Source organism: Varibaculum timonense, assembly GCF_027694345.1.
Lineage (GTDB): Bacteria > Actinomycetota > Actinomycetes > Actinomycetales > Actinomycetaceae > Varibaculum > Varibaculum timonense_A.
The window spans coordinates 37,908-60,805 of the sequence record NZ_JAQEVU010000001.1 but is presented as its reverse complement, the minus strand read 5'-3'; the positions used below and the strand labels follow the sequence as shown (position 1 = coordinate 60,805).

General features: G+C 51.9%; 14 protein-coding genes. 9 read left to right on the top strand and 5 right to left on the bottom strand.

The features are described 5' to 3' along the window. Positions 1-89 precede the first annotated feature (89 nt). The 3 genes from PG728_RS00245 (at position 90) to glgB (ending at position 10,548) form a co-directional block, all read left to right on the top strand. Positions 90-5,195, top strand: a complete 5,106-nt coding sequence (locus PG728_RS00245) for an MSCRAMM family protein (RefSeq protein WP_270624991.1) — start codon at positions 90-92, stop codon at positions 5,193-5,195. A gap of 407 nt (positions 5,196-5,602) precedes the next feature. Next, positions 5,603-6,859, top strand: a complete 1,257-nt coding sequence (locus tag PG728_RS00240) for a Glu/Leu/Phe/Val family dehydrogenase (RefSeq protein ID WP_270624989.1) — start codon at positions 5,603-5,605, stop codon at positions 6,857-6,859. Between the two features lie 1,505 nt (positions 6,860-8,364). Then, on the top strand, positions 8,365-10,548 hold the full coding sequence (gene glgB / locus PG728_RS00235) for a 1,4-alpha-glucan branching protein GlgB (RefSeq protein WP_270624988.1): 2,184 nt from the start codon (positions 8,365-8,367) through the stop codon (positions 10,546-10,548). Positions 10,549-10,672: 124 nt separating this feature from the next. On the opposite strand, the gene PG728_RS00230 is transcribed toward glgB, so the two are convergent. The 3 genes from PG728_RS00230 to PG728_RS00220 form a co-directional block, all read right to left on the bottom strand. Then, positions 10,673-11,938 carry an Nramp family divalent metal transporter gene (locus PG728_RS00230; RefSeq protein ID WP_270624987.1) on the bottom strand — a complete coding sequence of 422 codons (1,266 nt, stop codon included), beginning with the start codon at positions 11,936-11,938 and terminating at the stop codon, positions 10,673-10,675. A gap of 176 nt (positions 11,939-12,114) precedes the next feature. Then, the gene (gene ybaK, locus PG728_RS00225) at positions 12,115-12,600 is read right to left on the bottom strand and encodes a Cys-tRNA(Pro) deacylase (protein WP_072510080.1); all 486 of its coding nucleotides are present in this window, start codon (positions 12,598-12,600) and stop codon (positions 12,115-12,117) included. 294 nt (positions 12,601-12,894) lie between these two features. After that, positions 12,895-13,509 (bottom strand): cadmium resistance transporter, encoded by a 615-nt coding sequence (locus PG728_RS00220; protein ID WP_270624986.1) that lies wholly within the window; start codon positions 13,507-13,509, stop codon positions 12,895-12,897. Between the two features lie 28 nt (positions 13,510-13,537). Here PG728_RS00220 and PG728_RS00215 point away from each other — a divergent pair, with 28 nt between their 5' ends. Beyond that, positions 13,538-13,867 carry an ACT domain-containing protein gene (locus PG728_RS00215; protein ID WP_270624985.1) on the top strand — a complete coding sequence of 110 codons (330 nt, stop codon included), beginning with the start codon at positions 13,538-13,540 and terminating at the stop codon, positions 13,865-13,867. A 49-nt stretch (positions 13,868-13,916) separates the two neighbouring features. Then, on the top strand, positions 13,917-15,281 hold the full coding sequence (locus tag PG728_RS00210; RefSeq protein WP_270624983.1) for a PFL family protein: 1,365 nt from the start codon (positions 13,917-13,919) through the stop codon (positions 15,279-15,281). A 185-nt stretch (positions 15,282-15,466) separates the two neighbouring features. On the opposite strand, the gene PG728_RS00205 is transcribed toward PG728_RS00210, so the two are convergent. Next, positions 15,467-16,090, bottom strand: coding sequence for a hypothetical protein (locus tag PG728_RS00205; RefSeq protein ID WP_270624981.1), 624 nt, complete (start codon positions 16,088-16,090; stop codon positions 15,467-15,469). Positions 16,091-16,205: 115 nt separating this feature from the next. Continuing rightward, positions 16,206-17,558: a coiled-coil domain-containing protein gene (locus PG728_RS00200; protein ID WP_333558159.1), complete on the bottom strand. Its 1,353-nt coding sequence runs from the start codon at positions 17,556-17,558 to the stop codon at positions 16,206-16,208. Between the two features lie 263 nt (positions 17,559-17,821). On the opposite strand from PG728_RS00200, the gene PG728_RS00195 reads away from it, so the two are divergent. From PG728_RS00195 to galK, 4 genes are all read left to right on the top strand, one after another. Continuing rightward, the gene (locus PG728_RS00195; RefSeq protein ID WP_270624978.1) at positions 17,822-19,477 is read left to right on the top strand and encodes a hypothetical protein; all 1,656 of its coding nucleotides are present in this window, start codon (positions 17,822-17,824) and stop codon (positions 19,475-19,477) included. Next, positions 19,477-20,484, top strand: a complete 1,008-nt coding sequence (locus PG728_RS00190; RefSeq protein ID WP_270624977.1) for a hypothetical protein — start codon at positions 19,477-19,479, stop codon at positions 20,482-20,484. The genes PG728_RS00195 and PG728_RS00190 overlap by 1 nt, the downstream gene beginning before the upstream one ends. A gap of 12 nt (positions 20,485-20,496) precedes the next feature. Continuing rightward, on the top strand, positions 20,497-21,426 hold the full coding sequence (locus tag PG728_RS00185) for a tetratricopeptide repeat protein (protein ID WP_270624975.1): 930 nt from the start codon (positions 20,497-20,499) through the stop codon (positions 21,424-21,426). Positions 21,427-21,556: 130 nt separating this feature from the next. After that, a complete protein-coding gene (galK, locus tag PG728_RS00180) occupies positions 21,557-22,864 on the top strand; it encodes a galactokinase (protein WP_270624973.1) in 1,308 nt (435 codons plus the stop codon). Positions 22,865-22,898 lie beyond the last annotated feature (34 nt).

Below are 22,898 nucleotides of genomic sequence, written 5' to 3'. Positions count from 1 at the left end.
TAAACACACTAGCGCACCAACCCCTAAATCTGGTAGAGTTGTTACAGAATTGTAATCTTTTTAACTTTTGAAAATCAGCAGGAGTTTCGATGCGCAATCCCATAGCAAAGCGCCCCACAGCGCTAGTGCTCGTCCTATCCCTGGTCGGATATATGATTGCCCTACTCGGGCCGGCTCTAGCGGTAGGTATCGCCAATGCCGCTAACGGGCAGGTAATCAAGAACTGGAACGAACTAGGTACCCAGGTCAGCAAGGATATTGATTTAAGCGATGCCAACTTACCAGCCGACGCTAACGGTCGCAGCATTAGCGTTGCTGGCAATGTCACCATCACCGGCTCAGCTAACAAGACTTTCAAAGGTTTAACTTTTGTGGTGAGCGAGGGTCACTCCCTGACTGTAAACAACTTGCAGATTGACAATACCGCTTACCCTGATAAAGCTATCGTGGTTGCCGGGGATAAGAACCCGCAAAACCGGCTCACTTTCAAGGGCGACAATACCTTTACTCGCAGCAAGGCCTCCTCTGAAAATGCTACTAAGGACAACCCCTCACCTCTGCCGTTAGTGCAGGTTAAAGCCGATACCCAGCTGACTATTGGCAGTGAAGATTCTTCCGTATTGAATCTTTCCAACCCCACTTCCCCACTTTCGCAAGCTGCCCTCATCGGTACTCAGCATTTCTCGACTTTCGGCACTATCAATATCGCTGGTGGTACGTTGAATTTGCAGGCTTCCTCGCAAAGCGCAGCCATGATTGGTTCCGGTGGCGCTTTCTACGAGGTTAAATCGGGAACTAACCCCTCGTGGCTCAACAACTATGACGAAACCCCCTGGAGTGCTGGGGGAACTATTAACATCACTGGTGGCACTATTAACCTAGACAAGACTGGCGACGGCTCCTATGGTGGCGCATTTATCGGTGCTGGTCGCGGCGCAGTTAAAATGCCTACCTCTGCCGATATTTCTTGGGCAAAAACCGGAGCTGCGGTAGCTATTAACGTCAGTGGCGGGCAGATTAACGCCCACGGAAATCACACTGCTTTAGGTGCGGGCAGTTTCACCACCCCCATGAAGGGCAAAGATGGCGCTGCGCAGGGTGTTTACACCCAGGCATATGCAAAGGTAAACATTAGTGGTGGCTTGGTACAGGTGACTCCTAGCGCTTCCGACACCGGTAACAGCGCTATGAATATCGGTTGCCGCGGCGTGGGTAACTGGAACGAAAACTTTGCTGACTTTGGATGGCCGCTCACTCCCGGCTGCGAAGTAGCAATCAGCGGCGGAAAAGTGAGCGTAGGGACTGCCGACTCCACCCTCGCGGCCACTGGTGACATTGCCGCTATTGGCTCTGGTCCTGACAGCGCCAGCGTAAACGTGAAAATTTCCGGCAATGCGCAAGTTGCTGCCTATTCCAATGGGCGAGGAGCAGCTATCGGCGGAGGCTTCGCTTCCGGAGCTTCCACCGTTTCTATTTCCGATAACGCCGAAGTAAAAGCGCTCGGGGTGGTGCGCGAATCCCCAGCTATCGGAGCGGGCGGGCTTCCCCCAGCAGAGCAGTTCGAGGGGAACTCTCGCCTAGACGAGGACACCGCGCGTGGACAATCTCAAAATCAGGTTCGCATCTTTGGCAATGCCCAGGTGACCGCGGAAACTGATACCGATTCTTTAGAGGACGATGAAGCACCAAATGGTGCAATCGGAGCAGCCACTAACCGTTCTGGTCAGGTGAGCATTAGCGACCAAGCAAAGGTTACAGCCAAGGTATTTGGGCTTCGGCACGGGGCGGTGATTGGCAGCGCCGGTTACATCAAACCTTACGTAGCTGATCCCTTTAAGGTCACTATCTCTGGTTCCCCCACCGTGAAAGCCTATGTCCAGCCAGTTCGCCTACCTAAGAAGCAACAGTTAGGCTACGGTTTCGGTGCTGCAATTGGTTCTGGTTTACAAACCCAAGTACCAGCCCAAATCACTCTTTCCGGTAGTCCCAACCTGGATTTGATTGGCGGGCAAGCCAGCTCGGGCGTAGGGCTCGGCTTTAAGAGCAACGGCTCTGGTAACTCCGTTACCGCAAACTTGGACGCAGGGGCAAAAATCCAGGTCACTTCCCCGATTGGTTCTCCCCGCACTGACGGCAGCAGTAATCGCGGCAAGTTCGCCCTAGCCAATGGGGTTAATATGCCGCTTGATGCCGTTAAGGGCAAGGGGCAGGTATTAAACCTACGTTTTGCAGACGGCAGCGTTGATGGCAGCGGTTCGCCCTTAACTTTGGGACTCACCACGGCGGTCAGCAAGCTAGCTCAAAACCAACAGACCATACCTTTCTCCCTGGTTACCCCCGAGGGCGAAACCGTGCTTTCCTCGGCTCTTACCAGCACCCTTTATAACGGATTGGCATTTTCGGTTCCCAAAACTGGCAACTACTATCTGCAATCTGGGGTGACTCCGCGGCTCTTCGCCTATCACGGGGATCAGCAAGCAGAGGGCGCGTTCACCTTCCCGGTCACCTCTCAGCTATACACTCAGGACGGATTGCTATGGGCGCAGGGTTACTCGTTAAAATACCAAGTAGCTGGCGAGGGCGGAAGCCTTCCGCAGGCTTACACCACCGAGCGTTATCTGCCCCCGAACTCCTCTTTAGGGGCGCTACCGGCAGTAACTTTGCCTACGATTTCCGGCAAGACCTGTTCGATTGACCATTGGGAGCTTAACGGAAGTCGAATACGCGAGACTGACCTATCACAGGCGAAACTCACCGCTGATACTACCGTGACAGCGGTTACCAAATGCGAAGATACAGTCGCTCCTCCCCAGCCACAGCCGGAAAAAACTACTTTCAGCTGGCAGCTACAAGACGGTCAGGGTAAAGCCTTAAGCGGCGGACAGTTCACCCTGACTGAAAAGGGCGGGGCGGCAGTAAACGTACCAGATTCTACTTCCGGTACTTTCACCGTAAATGATCTTGATCCTGCCAAGACCTATGTACTTACCCAGACGCAGGCTCCTCAAGGATACGAGCTACCTGCCCAGACCTCCTATACGGTAACTTTCGAGAAAACTTCTCAGGGATACCAGGCAAAGGTAAATAATACGGCGGTGAGCGCTGCCGCATTTGTTATCACTAACGCCAAGACTCCACTTCCTCCCCAGCCGGTAGCTTTCAATTGGAAGCTACAAGACACAAAGCAGAACTTGCTACCAGGAGGCACTTTCAAGTTGGTTTGCGCAGGTAAATCGGTTGATATTCCTGCCACCGGTACTACCTCGGGAACTTACAGCGTTACCTTAGACCCGACTAAGGGCAGCTGTACCTTAACTCAGAGCAATGCTCCTAAAGGTTACAAGCTAGGTGAGACTACTTCCTATAGCATCACTTTTGTAGAAAAAGACCAGGCTAACGGAATTTGGGCTACAAAAGTGAACGGTAAAGAAGTAAGCACCCTAACTTTCACCAATAGTGAGCTACCCAAACCCCCGGTTACTACCTCTTTCACTTGGAAACTTACCGACACTGCCGGTAAGGAGCTTAATGGAGGTACTTTCAGATTGACTGGCGGAAAAGCTCCGCTCACGGTAACTTCTCAAGAGGCGGCAGATCCGGGGGTATATATGGCCTCGAATCTTGATCCGACCAAGACCTACACTTTGTCACAGATTACCGCTCCTAACGGTTACTCGGCGGATAGCTCCAGCTACCAAGTCACTTTTGTTAAAAGCGGTGAAAGCTATAAGGCTCAAGTAGGTGGAAACGACCTACCCACTGCTGGTCTGGTAATAAAGAACACCAAGTTACCTACTAAAGCCCAAATTCGTTGGGAAGTGGTTTCTTCTGCCGATAAAGCGCAGTATGTTCCCGGCACTTCCTTTAGGGTTACTCCTTTCTTAGCGGACGGGAAAACCTTGGACGCGGCGAAGTCTTTTATCGTCACCGATTCCACTACCTCAGTTGGCACTGATTTGAATAAAGCAGTGGGACAATACCGGGTAGTAGTTCCCGATGGCTCCTTGAAATACCAGGTGCAACAGCTCACTACCAGCCCTGATTTCGGGCTTAAAACCCCGGCACAAACCGTGAGTTTCTCCGCTTCTTCCGATGGTAGCTACAGCCAGATTGTTGAAGGTAGCGGTCTAAAGTTTGAGAACACTCCAGTTATCAAGACCAAGGCTTTCACTTGGAAATTGGTGGATGGAGAATCGAATCCGTTATCGGGGGGAACTTTCTCCCTCACAAATGGGCAAGAGGTAGTGCCGGTCGCTGAAAATAAGGCAGATTCCTCTTTCCAAGCAACCTTGGATTTAGCTAAGACCTACACCTTAAAACAGACTGGCACACCTGCCGGATTTGTTAAAGACAACCGCGTCTACACCATTAGTTTTGAGGGTGGCAATCCTCAAGTTGCCGTTGGCGACACCGGGGTTGATTTAATGAACGGCATTTTGGTTATTAAGAACCAGAAGGTTCCAACACCCCCACCAACCACTGATCCAAAACCGGTCAGCGGGTTACTCACCTGGAAGGTGCTTGATTCTAAAGGTCAGGCAGTAGCCGGAACCTCTTTCCAGGTCACTCCCCTGGGCAAGGATGGTAAACCCGCCGGGGATGCCTTTACGGTCACGGATTTTGTCGGTGGCACTACCACCTTCGCGGTTCCCACTGACCCTACTGACCTAGATGCTGCTACCGGCGCCTATAAAGTTAAGGTTGACGACGTAACCTTGCAGTACCAGCTGAAACAGCTTACTACTGCCAAGGGTCTGCAAATAGCGAAGCCACAGGTTCTATCCTTTAGCCAGGGAGAAAACGGCGAGTGGGTACAAAACTCGACTGTTCCTTTCATGAACCAGGCTAAGCCAGCTGAAAAGCCCACTACTGACCCCACCAAGCCAACTGAGCCGACCTCTAAGCCCAGCGAACCCAGCGGAAAGCCCTCCGGACCGACCGCCGACCCCAGCACGAAGCCGAATCCGGCTGAAACTGGCGGGGCAACTGCGGCACCATCTGGTAATCAAAATGGCGGAGCTACCGAGGCTCCAAATGGGAAAGACAGAATGGGCAGTTCCTCCACATCTAGTTCCGCCCCCTCCTCCCTGCCGATAACCGGACCTAACGGCGCAACTTTGGCTTTAGTTTCGCTAATCTTCGCGATTATAGGTGCAGGGCTGCTTGCGGCTCGCAAACTGCGGGAAGAACGTTAGGGATTCCCATTTTCAACACCTCCTATTAGCTGCCTGGGTAGCAAGGTCATCACACTTGACTCCTTGTTTCCCAGGCAGCTTTGCTATTCGGTTGGTATTGCATTATCCCTGGTTGCCCTCGCTACGATTCGGTCGAGAGTCGCAAACACCTGGAATATGAGTTACAGACTTTCAAAATCGCCCCTGTAGTAGGCGGATATTGACTCCCCATTTTTTCATTCTTATTTATTACTCATATCACCTATTGCCTTGGACTTACGTCCTAGATAAAATGTGATTGCCGCCGCTTAACAGTGGAAGTGGCTGCGAGGGTACTGGGTATTACCCGCCCCCACCGCCCGCGGCAAAAAGCCGGTAATACCGTCTCCAGGCACACCATAAATAAAACCTAAAGGAGATAACTATTTATGTCCGAGGATTACAAACCGAATCCCTATGAGGACGCGAAGAATCAGCTGCGGGAAGCTCAGAAAATCCTGGGATTTTCCGAGGGCGACTACGAGATGCTCGCTTCGCCGCGCCGCGAAATGAGCGTTTCTATTCCGATTCGTCGCGACGACGGCACCCATCAAGTGCTGCACGGCTACCGGGTACAACACAACTTGACGCGCGGACCGGCCAAAGGCGGCATCCGTTACAACGAAAACGTCGATATTGACGAAGTTCGCGCCCTATCCATGTGGATGACCTGGAAATGTGCCCTAGTGAATCTGCCTTACGGCGGAGCTAAAGGCGGGGTGACTATTGACCCCAGCAAGTATTCGCAGGCAGAACTAGAGCGGGTAACTCGCCGCTACATTTCCGAGATTCTGCCGATTATCGGCCCGGAAAAGGATGTGCCCGCCCCGGACGTGGGAACTAACGAACAGACCATGGCCTGGATTATGGACACCTATTCGCAGTTCCAAGGCTACACCGTCCCCGGTATTTGTACTGGTAAACCCGTTTCTCTCGGCGGATCACTCGGACGCGCGGAAGCAACCTCCCTGGGCGTAGTAATCATGGTAGAAGCCGCTCTAAAGAAAAATGGCATCAAATTCGAGGACGCCTCCCTGGCCATCCAAGGCTTCGGTAAAGTAGGGCGCGGAGCTGCCGAAATCGCGCAGCGTCGCGGCGGCAAAGTAGTCGCCATCTCCGACATCTTCGGCGCCATCTACAACGCCGAGGGTATCGACACTAAAGCTCTCGGCGAATACGTGGACGAAAAAGGCAAAGTCGTAGGCTTCCCCGGTGCCGAACCCATGGATGCTGCCCAGCTGCTGCTACTCGATGTAGACGTAGTGATACCGGCCGCCATTGAAGGCGTCCTCACCAAGGACAATGCTCCCGATGTGAAAGCCAAGATCATTGTTGAGGGCGCCAATGGCCCCACCGATTCTGCCGCCGACAAGATTCTGAACGAAAAGGGAGTAATGATTGTTCCCGACATTCTGGCAAACTCCGGTGGCGTGATCGTCTCCTACTACGAATGGGTACAAGGACGCGACAACTTCTTCTGGCCGCTAGAGCGGGTACAAAAGGAAGAGGAACAGCGCATTACCGCCGCCTGGAAAGATGTAGAGGCTTACGCCGAAGAAAAGGGCGTTACCTTGCGGGTCGCAGCTACCGTATTGGCGGTGGAGCGCGTCTTGCAGGCACACAAACGGCGCGGTCTTTACCCGTGATTACTGCCGGCAAAATATCTACCCGTTACTGCCCCCCCTTAGCTTTCCTAGCCGCCATTTGCCGCTCGGGATATGGTTTTCTTAGTCCCCTCTCGGGAGGGTAAAAACGTCACCAAAAAGGGGTTAATACCCAAAAAGGGGCGCGGTCGGTAAATATGCGTAAGTAATGACAGAAGGGCGGGAAAAAATTTCGTTCAAGCAGACGCAGGTAGCAGTTATATGCCGAGGAGCAGGATTTCGGAACATCATTGAGCGCGGCCGGTAAAAGATACGGGAGTATTGGCAGAAGGGCGCGGGGAAAGTTTGATCCGAGTAGGTGCGGTGGGCATAAGAATTTGGAAAACGCCGCCACGTTTTCCAAATTCTTGGGCAGGAGGACAAACTTTCCCCGCACCCACAACTTCCAGGCATATAACCAACAAATAACGCTCACCTGAGGAGCATTATCACCCTCCCGAGACAAAATCACCCTCCTGATTTCAGGCATACGCGCCGTTTTCACCCTCCGCAGACAAAACCACCCTCCCAATACCGGCAAAACGCCCCAATTACGACCACATTTCCCATCTCGGGAGGGCGCAACCGCACCGGGAGGGTCAAAACGTCACCAAAAGAGGCGCGGGCGGTAAAAGATGTAGGAGTCAAGACAGGAAAAGCAGGGGAAAGCTTGATCCGAGTAGGCGCGGTGGGCATAAGAATTTGGAAAACGACGCCACGTTTTCCAAATTCTTGGGCAGGAGGACAAACTTTCCCCCGCACCCACAGTTTTCAGACACGCAACCAAGCAACCACACCCACCAGAGCAACATTTTCACCCTCCCGATTCCAGGCATACGCGCCGTTTCCACCCTCCCGAGACAAAACCACCCTCCCAAAACCGGCAAAACACTCCAATTACGACCACATTTCCCATCTCGGGAGGGTGAAACTGCACCGGGAGGGTGAAAACGTCACCATAAAAGGTCGCGCCGGTAAAAGATATGAGAGAGACACCCTAATTAGCGATAGCAGGGGGAAAGTTTGATCCGAGTAGATGCGGTGGGCATAAGATTTTGGAAAACGACGCCACGTTTTCCAAATTCTTGGGCAGGAGGACAAACTTTCCCCCGCACCCACAGTTTTCAGACAGGCAAGGGCACGGCGGGTAAAAGATGTGAGAGAGCCACGCTAACTAGATACAGCGGGGAGGAGTATTTATGCCGATTAGGCTAGGTGGGCGTAAGAGTTAGAAAAGACTAGAGTCTTTTCTAACTCTTTGGGCAGGAGGCAAAATCCTCCTCCCCGCGCCCCCCCACAAAGCCGACCGCAGAATCTCGGAGTGCTTTTACCGAGCCAGCCCCGACACGGAAGAGAACCGACACTAACCGCACCCGACGCGCTGACCTCAACCCTGGGTAACCTTCATATGATTTCAATGCACGCTTGGTGACGGTGGGGATTAAAAAATCTGGAAATCGGGGCGCTATTCCAAAGAATTTTTCGGCGATTCGTGACACTCTAGAACCATGAACGCAAAACCTGTAGCAGTAGACCCAGAAGTACTAACTAACGTTGCCCATGGACGCTATTTTGATCCACATTCAGTACTGGGAACCCACATCGGAGAGGATTCGGTCACTATCCGAACGGTCGCCCACTTAGCTGACGCGGTAGAGATAGTCACTTCCTCAGGCACTTATCCCGCAACCCATGAACAAGACGGCATTTGGGTTGCAGTTTTAGAGGGGACTGATATTCCCGACTACCGGGTGCGAACCACCTACGGAGAGGACACAAAAGAGACCGATGATGGCTACCGGTACTTACCTACAGTAGGCGAACTTGACCTGCACCTAATCGGTGAGGGTAGACACGAGAAACTATGGGACGCTCTGGGCGCTCATCTGCGTACTTACGATACCGAAATGGGACAAACCAAAGGGGCATCCTTTGCGGTTTGGGCACCAAATGCCCAGGCAGTGCGGGTAGTAGGTGACTTTAACTATTGGGACGGAGAAGCGTCCTCCATGCGTTCGTTAGGTTCCTCCGGGGTTTGGGAGTTATTTATTCCGGGGGTAGAAATCGGAGCCCGTTACAAGTTCGAGATTTTAGGTCCGGACGGGAACTGGCGACAAAAAGCCGACCCTATGGCTAGAGCTTGTGAAGTTCCCCCTTTAACCGCCTCGGTAGTTACCGACAAACATCATCAATGGGAAGACGACGAATGGATGAAGAAGCGGGCAAACACGAATCCGCATACCTCCCCCATGTCGGTGTATGAACTCCATATCGGTTCTTGGTCTTATGACACTGCCTACCGCGATTTGGCAGAGGATTTGGTTTCCTACGTGAAAGATTTAGGCTTCACCCACGTTGAGCTGATGCCGGTATCCGAACACCCATTCTATGGTTCTTGGGGATACCAGCAGAGCGGATACTACGCGCCCTCTGCCCGCTATGGTACTCCCGACGATTTCCGCTACCTGATTGATAAACTTCACCAAGCGGGAATCGGGGTGATTATGGACTGGGTTCCCGGTCACTTCCCTAAAGACCAGTTCGCTCTCGCAGAATTTGATGGCACAAAGCTGTATGAACACCCTGATCCGATGCGCGGAGAACAACCTGACTGGGGAACCCTGATATTTAACTACGGACGTACCGAGGTACGTAATTTCCTGGTTGCCAATGCTTTGTATTGGCTTGATGAGTTCCATATTGACGGGTTACGGGTTGATGCGGTGGCATCGATGCTGTATTTGGATTATTCACGTGAGGATGGGCAATGGCGTCCTAACCAATACGGCGGACGTGAAAATCTGGAAGCAATTTCTTTCTTGCAAGAAACTAATGCTTGCTGCTATCGCCTACATCCTGGGATTTGCATGATTGCCGAGGAATCAACGGCTTGGCCTGGGGTTACTGCCCCGACAGATGCCGGAGGTCTAGGCTTCGGTTTGAAGTGGAATATGGGTTGGATGAACGATACTTTACGGTATCTACGTGAAGATCCGGTAAATCGTTCCTGGCATCACGGCGAATTGACGTTCTCACTGGTATATGCGTTTTCTGAGCATTACATTTTACCTCTCTCCCACGATGAGGTCGTCTACGGCAAGGGCTCGATTCTGGCAAAGCAGCCTGGCGATTATTGGCGCCAGTTAGCGGGAGTGCGTTCCCTGTTCGCCTACCAGTGGTCTCACCCAGGCAAACAGTTAATTTTTATGGGCTCCGAGTTTGCTCAAGGAGCCGAGTGGGATGCAGATCGCTCACTGGACTGGTTCTTGCTAGATGATAACCGCAATCAGGGAATTCAATCCTTGGTGCGCGATTTGAACCACATTTACACTAGCGAGCCGGCACTTTGGGACGATGACCATACCGGTTTTGAATGGATTGAGGTAAACGATTCTGAACATAACGTAATTTCTTATGTCCGTAAGTCTCGTGATGACCATGGGCGCGAACATAAGCTAGTGTGCGTATGCAACTTTGCTGGTAACCCGCACGAAGGCTACCGTATTGGTCTGCCGGATGGTGGGGAATGGGAAGAAATCCTCAATACCGATGACCAAAAATATGGTGGCTCGGGGGTTACTAATCTCGGTGAGGTTAGTGCCGAGGAAATGGAATGGAATGGTCGCCCCTACTCGGTTGAGCTGCGAGTACCCCCACTAGGTTGCCTGTGGCTGCGCCCTAAAGAAAGCTAAGGATAGCAGGAAGGTTTAGGAATCTAGCACTTAGCGCCCTCGTAAACGAAAATATCGTTTCGAGGGCGCTAACTGATTTTTTATATTTCTTCGTCCACCCCCACGGCTTCGCGGAAATGAGTACTTAAATCTCGACTCCGATAAAAGTCAGCACCACCAGCAGCAGGTTAAGCGCAATCACCAGGGCAACAATAATCCCCATTACTAGGCGCATTCCTCGCGAATCCTGGTAAACGCCCATCAGTTCGCGTTTGCGGGTATAACTAGCTAATGGAACTAACGCCAGGGGAATCCCAAAAGACAGCGCTACCTGCGAAATAACTAAAGCCCAGGTGGGGTTGGGATAGAGGGCGAGAATCAATAACGCGGGGATTAGGGTGATTAGCCGACGCGCAAACAAGGGGATTTGCACGTGTAACAGCCCGCCCATGATTTCTGAACCCGCATAGGCTCCTACCGAGGTAGAGGCCAACCCGGAGGCTAACAGTCCAATGGCGAAAATAACCCCAATGGTCGTCCCTAATGCGGATTCGATAGCGTGATGTGCGCCCTCGATGCTGTCTGTCCCGCTTTTGCCAGCTAGCGCCGATGCCGCTAGGAGCAACAGGGCAACATTTACCGCTCCTGCCACTATCAGCGCATACCCGACATCATGTTTAGAGACTCGTAGCAGCCGGGGCAGCTCACTGAGTTTGCGCTGGGGAAACCGGTGATTGACCAGTGAAGAATGCAGGTAAATAGCGTGGGGCATCACGGTTGCTCCCAGCATAGAGGCCGCGATAAGCACCGTATCGGCACCTGCAAAGCGCGGCAGCAGCCCCCCAAGCATTCCCGCCGGATCAGGCGGGCTGATCAGCAGACCGGACAGGAAACCGGCGGTGATTACTGCCAGTAAAGCAATTACGATAGTTTCAAACTGTTTTTGGCGGCGCTCGTTTTGAAAAATAAGTAACCCCAGGGAGATTGAACCTACGATTGCCCCTCCCACTAGCAGGGGGAGGTTAAACAATAGCTGCAGGGCGATTGCGCCCCCCACGATTTCAGCCAAGTCGGTTGCGGCCGCGATTATTTCGGCTTGTATCCAAAAAGCGATTCGTTTGGTTTTCGGTAGACGTTGCCCTAAGAGCTGCGGTAGGGATTTTCCGGTTACTAACCCCAGTTTGGCGCTTTGATATTGGATGATAACCGCCATCAGGTTGGCCAGTACTAATACCCACACTAGGAGGTAACCGTAGCGAGCACCGGCGGTGATATTCGCCGCCACGTTTCCGGGATCCACATAGGCTACTGCTGCCACGAAAGCGGGCCCGAGTAAAGGCAAAATTCCTTTTTTAGCGGTCTGCTCAGCTCGGGGCAGTTTTTGAGAATCTGGGGTTAGTTGCCTTTTCATCGGTGAAGCTCATTCCTCCTTAGTTGGGAAAACTATTTCGGTTGCCAAGGCTTTCCCTTTCCCATCAAAGCATTTTTCGGCTCTTCTGTATCTAGATTTCGTACACCCGAAACTTTACTCTGTTTTCCATAAAGACGAAAACTGCCGCCACGACAGTTATAACCGAGATGCTCTTTTTAAGGACGAGCGATTTGACCTCTTAAAGCATGGGATATTTCTTGCAGATTTATCGGAGAAACCAACATCTGATAGCCCCGTTTACCAGCCGATACATAAATCTGTTCGTAAGCAAACGCCGACTCATCAATCACGGTCGGTAAATCTTTCTTCATTCCCAAGGGCGAACACGCTCCTTTTAAATAACCGGTGAGCGGGGTTAGCTTTTTCAAAGGCAACATTGCCAGGTGTTTTACCCCAAAACACTTGGCCGCAGCTTTCAAATCTAACTCGTGAGTAGCGGGCACTACCGCTACAAAGTGCTGCCCCGGCTCACCCTCGAGAACTAGAGTTTTAAACACTAAATTCGCACCTACCCCTAGCTCTTGTGCAATCGTGAGGGCATCCAAAAACTCGCCCTTTGAAGAAACCTGCGTCATTTGCACAGTAATCCCCGCATTTTCGAGGATGCGCAAGGCGTTAGTTTTCACGTGTTTCTTCCCCATAACCGCACCAGCTTTCCTAGGAACTTTCTCAGCCAGTTTAACCGCCTGGTGATTTTACCGCTTTATAAGTCAGCATCCCCGCCTGCGTATGCGCGTCTAAAACAAATCGGCGTTACAGGAGCGCGGGAGGAGATTTTATCCGAGTGGGAGCGGTGGGCATAAGAATTTGGAAAACGTCGCTACGTTTTCCAAATTCTTGGGCGGGAGGAAAAATCTACTCCCGCGCTATTGGCAATCGCTTCTTTTCCTGACTGCGACTGGTAATCGCTTATCTTGCACTGCTAATCAATCAACCTAAAGCAAATCGGCGAGGATTAGCACTCCTAGTAGGATAAGTACAGTGGGGAAGATAATTGCTTCAAAACGTTCCAGGACCTCTGCCAGCCCCATACGTCCAGTGATGAAACGGGCAAGAGCAAGCAGAACGCCAGCAAGCACTAAGAACACTGCGCTAAACAGCGCGATTTGCCACCAGGTGGAGAGGGCAAAAACTGGTAGATAGGCTGCGATTTCATCGCCCCCATTAGCCATAGTAACCAGAGCAACTGCGCCTACGCTAACCTTTTTCCCCTTTAGTTGTGCCTCGTCCTCGTCCTCGAAGTCCCTAGACCCAACACGCTCCCGGATTTCTCCGATTGCAGCTTTTACCCCTAATGCCAGGGGTATCAGCCCCAGGAAACGCAGGTACTCCTGCGGGATCACCAAACCAGAAATTGTGCTTAAGACTATGGCGGTCGCCAGGATAACCCCGAAACCTACATATTGACCGGCGCAGATACGCGCAGTAGTTCCCGGACGATTCTGTCCGTGAACAAACCACAAAGCCAGTAACGCCAAGTGGTCAATATTGGTGGCTACAAATAGCACTACCGCTTGCACGAGGGTCGAAAAAATCAAACTAGAGGTCACCCCTCCATTATTGCGAAAGAGTTCAGAAGTGAAGAAAACAGGGGCGAGGAATCGCAAAAAAGCCGTAGAAGAACGTAAGCTGAAGCACGTGAAAGCAATTATGACAGTTACCGGGATTGACCACACCGGGATTATCGCGGCGGTGTCCCAAGCGCTCGCCCAAAACCAGGTGAATATCATCAATGTGTCGCAGACCTTGATGGATGAATATTTCACCATGATTATGCAGCTGGAATTCGATGAGGAACAAATAGGGTTAGCGCAGGTGCAGGCAGCTATGAATCCAGTAGAGGAAACCGAAGGGCTGGTTATTAAAGTGCAGGCGGAATCCCTGTTCAACGCCATGCACAAACTCTAAGCTACTTACCGTGAACCTACGCGGGGAGCCTTAATCGCAAGGGAGAATAATGGGACTGGATACCACCGGGGAAATCCTGGAAACCATACAGATGATTGCCGAGGATAACCTCGATGTGCGCACGGTTACTTTGGGACTATCCCTGCTGGACTGTGCGGATACTGATATTGAGCGGGCCTGCGCGCGGATTGAAGAACGGATTTTAAGCGCCGCCTCCCGCCTGGTTGCTACTGCCGAGGAAGTCGCGGGCGAGTTCGGGGTGCCGATTATTAACAAGCGCCTTTCGGTAACCCCAATCTCCCTGGTGGCAGCGGCTTGCCGCACCGATAATCCCCTCCCCTTCGCTCAGACACTCAATCGTGCCGGCAAAGCCGTAGGAGTAGATTTTGTGGGTGGCTACTCCGCGTTGGTACAGGCCGGTGCCACCCGCAGCGATTTAGCGTTGATGGAGTCCATTCCCGAGGCCTTAGCTACTACCGATATCGTATGTTCCTCGGTAAATATCGGTTCTACTCGCAGCGGCATAAATATGAGCGCGACCGCAAAAATGGGTGAGCAAGTTCTCGCCGCCGCCCATAAAACTGCCGATAAAGACGGAATCGGAGCCGCAAAACTGGTGGTGTTTGCCAACGCGGTAGAAGATAACCCCTTTATGGCGGGCGCTTTTCATGGCGTGAGCCAACCCGATGCGGTGGTATCGGTAGGGATTTCGGGCCCGGGAGTAATAGAGAGGGCGCTCGCGGGAGTAAAGGGGCGTCCTTTTGAAGAATGCGCAGAGGTCATTAAGAAATCAGCGTTCAAAATTACCCGCATGGGGCAGCTGGTGGGGCAAACCGTAGCTAAACGTCTAGGGGTAAATTTTGGGATTGTAGATTTATCGCTCGCCCCTACCCCGGCAGTAGGAGATTCGGTGGCAGCAATTTTAGAAGAGCTGGGCGTAGAAGCGGTCGGAGCGCCCGGCACTACTGCGGCTTTGGCTTTGCTCAACGATGCGGTTAAAAAGGGCGGCCTGATGGCGTGTTCACTGGTAGGGGGACTTTCCGGCTCCTTTATTCCGGTTTCCGAGGACGCGAATATGATTCAAGCAGTCCAGCGCGGTTCTTTGAGTCTGGCGAAACTGGAAGCCATGACCGCTATCTGTTCAGTAGGTCTGGATATGATCGCGATTCCCGGTGACACTCCTGCCGCTACTATTACCGGTTTGATTGCTGATGAAGCCGCTATCGGGGTTGCCAACGGGAAAACTACTGCGGTGCGGGTGATTCCAGTACCGGGCAAAGGCGTAGGCGACCAAGCGAATTTTGGAGGTCTACTGGGCTGGGCACCAATTATGGAAGTAACCTCGCTGTCTTCAGAAAGGTTTGCGGCTCGCGGAGGACGTATCCCCGCCCCCATACATTCCTTTAAGAATTAGCCTCTCTCCCCCCCCGAAAGAACTCCCCTAGAATCCGCCTGCGAAAAGCGCTATCTTCGGGAACAACTTCTATAGGGTCACCCTGAGAGATTTTTAATACGGTAGTCGAGTGTTTAACAGGGAGACTACAGCCCAATTCGTGGCTGCAACCCGAAAGCGTTAAGGCGGAAACAAAAAGCAATATGCTAATTGGCTACAATTTGAATCGTTTCTGCATGTTTCAGCATTCTCTTTCCCCATTGCGAATAGATTGCAGAAAATGGTAACGCAAGTTCTGGTAAGTAACATCGGGTCATGGTAAAAGGTATCGCTCCAGATGCTAGAAGAGTATTCCGCTTACCCTTGCAAGAATACATAATCGTTGAGACTTGGGTAACCGGGAGGGCGTGGTTTATTATTTTTGGCTCGCTGAGTTTTTCAAGAGTACTGCTGCTTTTTCCCTTAGGTATATTCGCCTTAACTGAATAAGGCTTACACGAAACAGTGAGCTCCGTTACGACGCAGTTAGCTATTCGTTTTAGAGTTTCTCCCAGACACAAGAAAATGGCGCTAAATGGGATGGGATAATCGCTGTCACAAAGCAGGTCGAGATGTAAGCCTCTAGCTAAAAAATCACCCTCAAGAAGAGAATAATCATCGTAGACGAACTGGGTAGCCCATAAACCTGCATAAATACCTGACTCCCCCTCAAACCCCAACGATTGAGATAGATGGGAAAACTGGTCAGCAATGTCTAACTCTTGTTCATTAGCAGAAAAAAGTCCTTCGACGCTTCCTTGGATTTTGAACTGTAAAGAATGAAAATACACTGTCCATCCTACTATTCAATCTAAGCACGCTGGCGGGAAAGGTATACACGCAGTTAGGGTGTGCCTTTGATTTTTCAAAGGCACACCCTAAAAGTTCAGCTAAGTAAAATGTTGATTAATTCTCGCTGGTGAACAAATCGGTAGCTGCCGATTCTTCATCAGGAGTGACCGGAGATACCGCAGGTTCCACCGGAGCCGGCTGTTCGCCCTCGCTCTGCGATTCCGGTTGTGCTAGCACCGCCGGAAGCTGCTGCATGGGAGTCAGCCCCTCTAAACCGGTAGCGGTCTCAGAGCCGAGCAAGCCCCGCATTTCTTCCAGGTAAGCGGCGATGGATTCGCGCTGACGCTCCAAGCGCTCCACCGTGCGTTGCGCGGCAGCGCGCTCTGCCTGAGCTTCGATACGAGCAGCTTCACGCACCTGCTCGGCTTCGCCCTCGGCAGCCGCAATCGTGGCCTCTGCCGCGCGACGCGCATCTTCCTGGCGGCGACGTACGACCGCATCAGTATCGGTCAGCAAGCGCTCTGCCCGCTGCAAGGTTTCACCCAAGTGCTTCTCGGCGTCTGCCACCTGAGCTTTAGCGGCAGCCACCATCGCGGAGGTTTCGGAACGAGACTGTTCATGAGCCTGAGCATCAGCCTCGCGAGCAGCTGCCCGTGCTGCTGCAATCTCAGTTTCTGCCTCTTGACGCATCTGCTGAATCTCGGCACGGATACTATCGGCGCTTTCCCGCGCCTCTTTCAGAATGCTTTCAGACTGTTTGCGAGCATCAGCCAAAGTCTTTTCTGCCTGTTCTTTAGCTTCTTCCCGAGTCTTAGTGGCTTCGGTCAAAGAGGACTCGCGCAACGCCTGTGCCTCCGCAGTAGCATCATTACGCAGTTGGGAAGCCTCTTGCTCTGCCTTTACCCGCATCTCTACATAGTCTTTTTCGGCCTGAGCACGCTGCAATTCGGTTTCCCGATCAACAGTTGCTTTCAGGTCAGAAACCTGGGTGTTAGTCTCTGCCCGCAGCGAGGATGCTTCCCGCTCTGCTGCGGCAACCAGTTCGTCCGCACGATGCTGGGCATTAGTTAGAACCGTCTCGGATTCAGTGGCAGCAGTGGTGGTGCGCTCTTCAGCCTCACGCCGCGCCTCTGAAATTAAGGAAGCCGCTTCCGCCTCTGCTCGCTCTGACATATCCTGAGCGTTCTTGCGAGTCTTTTCCATCAGCTGCTCCGCCTCGGCGTTAGCCTTGTTAATGACGGCAGTAGACTGTTCTTCCGCGCTGCGCAGGAGCTGTTCTATCCGAGCACCAATCCCCGTATAGGAGCTGCGATCAGAAGAACGCAGCTGCTTTTGTGCTTCTGCGAGCTGTTCACCTAAATCTACATTGCGCTGATCAACCGTATCGAGTCGCTGTTGCAACTCGCTAATCTGGTTGTTCAAAGTCTGAATCTGTAAATCGACCTGAACGCGATCATAACCGCGCATTACGATCGGGAAATCGGTTTGTTCTTCCACCTGGTCCTCCCTGAAGATTAGCTGCTGAGATTGGGCACTACCTGGAACATTTTAGTCCATTGTTTCAATAGCGCGAAACCCCGTATCATTGCCTAGTCTTTCACTTATTAAGGCTTCAAACCAAACAGTAATCTAAAATTGACCCTAGTCACACCCTGGACGAGCTGTAAGCATCATGGGCATAAAGAAAGTACAGTTATAAATAGTTGGTAATTGACGGTTGGGGGAAACTGGTGAACACTTTCTTACGTAGATATTGGCTTCCACTGCTACTGGTAATCGTAGGTTCAATAGTTGCGCTTTGCGGGGTGGGCACTGCCACTGTTTGGAAACCCTCCCCACAGGTATCGGCTTCTTTACCCTCCAGTTCCCAAAAGCAAAACCTAGCTATTACCAGGCCGGGAATGTTTGAACTGTACAATTCTGCCACTAAAATTACGGTATCCGGTCAGGGAAAAGTGGCGCTCGCAATTGGGCGTTCTGCCGATGTTAGCGCCTGGGCAGCTGATTTGAATTATGTGGAAGTGACCGGGCAAAAAGATAAAACCACTCTTTTAACCGAGCCTCACCGCGGAAAAGCAGATTCGCGCCAGCCCGGAGAAGCCGCTGGTAGGGATATGTGGCTGAAATACAAAGAGGCAGACGGCGGTCAGATTAGCGAAACTTGGAATCGTTCCGAGGGCGCGTGGTCAGTAATTGCGTGGTCAGAGGAAGGTAATGTGCAACTGACGATGCAATGGACTCAGGCAGTCTCCACCCCTTGGTTCTGGCCACTGCTAGTTGCGGGAGTGCTGTTGATACTTGTCGGCGCGATAGTTGCCGTGGTTATTTTCCGTTTCGCGAAAGCGGCTGCTAAAGAGGAAGAGCAGGTGCGCGAGCAACGTAAATTGCGGGCTGAACAGGCTCCGGACAGTCAAACGGAACAAACTGTACAAATGCCGTCTTTGCAAACAGTCGCTCATCCTCCCTCCCGTAGTGAGTTACGGAAAGCACGTGAACGCGGGGAGGAAACAATCGAGGTTGAGGGAGTCAAGTTCCCGACGGGCTTGGTTCCGGTGGTGCGTACCGATGAGGACGGAAACCCGATTAACCCCCTGGCGGACACTTCCGCAGAACCCGAAATTTCCGTACCCGAAATAGCTACCCCGGTTACGGTTGCTGACGATTCGTCCTCGTCAGAGCCGATGGCTACCGAAACGCAGCCTGTAAACCAAGTTGGCGCAGATGAACTGAGTTCCGCGTCAGCTAGCCAACTGCCAGCGGAATCTTTTGCGCCTATGCAGGGAGCGCAACCAGTGATTTCTGATAACTCGGCACAGTCATATCAACCAGAGCAGTCCTACCAGCCCGAAGCGTCCTTTAACCCAGCACAGTCATACCAGCCAGAACAATCGTTCCAACCAGACGTTTCCTATAACCCCGCTCAATCCTATGAACCGGCGCAACCTTACGAACCCGCGCAACCTTACGAACCCGCGCAATCAATCGAGCCAGCCCAGCCCTACCCGGTTGAACAAGCAGCGCAGTCCTACCAGCCGGAAGCCTCCTTTAACCCAGCACACTCCTATCAACCAGAACAGTCACACCAGCCCGAGCAGTCATACCAGCCCGAAGCGTCCTATAACCCAGCACAGTCCTACCAACCGGAACAATCCTTCCAACCAGACGCTTCCTATAACCCCGCTCAATCCTATGAACCGGCGCAACCTTACGAACCCGCGCAATCAATCGAGCCAGCCCAGCCTTACGAAGCTACTTCCTCCCCGATAAACACGGGTGAATGGTTTGAAGACGATAACTTTGATTTAGACGGGCTAGGCGAAGGCCCTGATATTGACGATTTCGAGGGCGAATCAACATTCGAGCAAAGCCAAGGAGGTAGCAACTAATGAGAAGCACGCGAACACTGTTATCCCTAACCACAGCCAGCTGCCTGACGATTGCGAGCCTCGCAGGCTGCACCTCTACTGCCCAACGTAAAGAAGTACCCAAAGCCACCCAAACCGAGAGCTATCCGGCGCTACAAATCGAACAGGTAACCCCCATCCTCAAAGCGGTAAATGCTGCTCTAGCGGCAGGTGACTCAAAATTTGATGCCGGAAAACTCGCTCCGCGAGTAGGCGGACCGGCACTAGCAATGCGCAGTGCCCAATATAAAATGCATCAAAAGAACAGCCAAGTAACCCCCACCACTCTGCCCACCACCTCAGAGCTAGCCACCGTTACCTCTTCAAACAGCTGGCCACGTTCCCTGATAAATGTAACTGGCGCAGATAAAAACGGTGCAAAATATGTGCAAGTAATCAGACAAAGTAAGGCAACGAACCCCTACCAACTGTGGCAATGGATGCAACTACTACCGAAAGCGGCGCTACCTGAAACTGATGTGGTTGCCCGAGGTTCAAAAACCTTAGATTTCAAAAATGACTCCAACTTGTTACTCTCCCCAGAAGCAGCCGTAACCGCTTGGGCACAGACCGTGTTCGACCAGAAAGCGAAAAATGCCGATAAGATTTTTGTAGACCCCCTCATGGAGGGAAAACGCCAAGAGCTAAAGGCGCTAACCGATGGGGTAGGTAATGCCGGTAAAGTTGCTTCCACCATCACTCCCAGCGACTTTAAAAACAACACTTTAGCGATTAATCTCCCCGCGAAAAATGGCGCGCTAGTGGCAACTACCTACACTCAGGAAGTTAAGCTGACCGATGTAAAACAAGATAAGCCCATCACCCTTAGCGGAGATGTGGTTAATCTGCTAGATAATGGCAAAGTCACAGAAAAGGCAACTTGGAGTCGGGTTATCTGCCTAATGATACAGATCCCCCCCAAGAACACTAAGGATGCAAAAGTACGGGTGATTGCGGCGTCTGAGGTTTTGACGTCAGCATCTAAGTAAGGAAGGTTCAAAATGGCGCAAACCCATGGAGCGGTAGATTTATCTCAGTTCGCTGCTAATAACTCGTCAAAGCCTGCGCACTCCGCTCCTACTACTGGTCTTACCCCAGATTCCACCTATATGAACAGTTCGAGCGGCAATCCCCAAGACGCAGGAGAGCTTATTCCCGGACCGTTTATCCGGGATGCCGGTGACGACACTTTTGAAGAAGTCGCCGAAACTTCCCTCAAAGTACCGGTAATTCTGGATTTATGGGCACCATGGTGTAGCCCCTGTAAACAGCTAGGTCCAATCCTTGAAGAACTCGCCCGCGAGTATCAAGGGCGTTTCCAATTAGTGAAAATAAATGTGGATGAAGCCCCACAAATAGCACAGGCTTTCCAAGCACAGTCTATCCCAATGGTGATGGCTTTGATTGGTGCCCGCCCTGCACCCCTATTCACTGGCGCACAACCAAAATCTCAAATAAAACCGCTTATTGACCAGGTTCTCCAAATTGCTGCCCAAACGGGACTGCACGCAAAAATGGCAGGAGATAACGACCTCGAACAGCAAGATCCGCGCACAGAAGAAGAAAAAGCCGTAGATGCACTATTAGAGGACGGAAAATACGATGACGCCCTAGCACAGGCGCAAAAACTGCTTCGCAATTCCCCCGAACAGGCCTCGCGCTATCAGGCATTAGTGGATAAAGTTTCTATGGCGCAGCGGTTAAATTCCCAAAAAGGGCAGGACGATTCCAATCCCTTAGTGTTGGCCGATCGTTTCTTTGAAGCTGGAAATGAGCCTCAGGCTTTCGATTTACTGCTATCTTTAATCGCAGATTCAGCTGATGAACAACAGGACTCCTATCGCCAACGCTTACTGGAACTATTCCGGCTTTCCCGTAACCCCGACGCGGTAAAAATGGCACGGCAACGCCTATCTAGGTTACTTTTTTAGGGAACCCGCAGTTTTTACGCTAATCGGTTTGTAAATTCTAAAGTTCCTCTAGCTAAAAAGCTCAAGTGCGCCCTTAGTCCAAATAGTCTAGTTAGACTGAAATAGACTATTGCTATTAAGAGGGGGAATCATGGAAATAAAACCCGATTTCGTAGAGGCTTACGACCCGCAAGAGGGCGCACACAAAGCTAAGGCTCTTTTTGAAGAGACTTTCGCGACCTCCCCGGTAGGGGTGTGGCGAGCTCCTGGTCGGGTGAATGTGATTGGGGAACATACTGACTATAACGGCGGGAAAGCGCTGCCCCTAGCTCTCCCCCACGCCGTATATGTAGCGCTTAGACCGCGCGAGGACGATCAGGTAAAAATCATTTCCGAAGATTTCCCCGAGCTAAAGTGTCTAAAGCTATCTGATTTAGCAGAAAACTATCCCAGCAGCGGTCCGGGAGCCTTTATCGGAGGGGTGATTCTCGGGTTAGCTGAGGTGCTTAAAACACGCAGCCTACCCCAAAAAGCTGAGCAACTGGCACAAAAAATCCCAGGACTGGAAGTAGCGGTAGCTTCTAGCGTTCCTTTAAGTGCCGGACTGTCATCTTCGGCAGCTTTAGAGTGTGCAATTGCAGTGGGTATTGATGAGCTGGCTTCACTAGGGCTTTCTGAAAGTCCAGAAGGACGAAAACTGCTGGTAGAGGCAGGCAAACTAGCAGAAAATCGCTATGTGGGCGCACCCACTGGAGGTTTGGATCAATCGGCATCAATGCTCTGCGAAAAAGATCAGGTACTAGAGCTGGACTGTGCCAGCTGGAACACCCGTCTACACCCCTTTGATTTACCGGCTCGAGGATTATCGCTACTGGTAATTGATACCCGTACCTCACATAATCTTGCAGATGGTCAGTATGGTCTGCGCAGGGCAGCGTGTGAGAAAGCCGCTGAATTTCTGGGGGTAAAGGAACTAGGAGAACTGGTGCCAACCACTATTTCGGAGCGTGACAATCTAACCAATCTGGATGCACCAGATTATCCTCCCCTCTGGGTTAGGGAACAGCTAGATAAGCTCTCTGATGCTAGCTTGCGCCCTCGAGTTTGTCACGTCCTCACCGAGATTGCCCGCTGCCAGCGTCTGTGCGAGCTGTTAGAAACTGGAGCAGATATAGCGAAGTGGCGCGACCTACTTGATGCTTCTCACGAGTCCTTACGTCGTGACTACGAGGTTTCTTGTGAAGAATTAGATTTAGCAGTACAGACTGCTCGCAATATGGGCGCTTACGGGGCGAGAATGACTGGAGGAGGCTTCGGAGGGTGCGCGATTACCTTGGTTGGCGCTGACCAGGTGGACGCCACTGCCAAAGCGGTAGTACAGGCATTTAAGGATTCTGGCTTTAACCAGCCGCGATTCCTGTCCGTTTCACCTGGTGAAGCCGCTGCAAAAGTGGAATAGAACTTTTGTCCGCACCAGAAGTTTCCTCTGATGC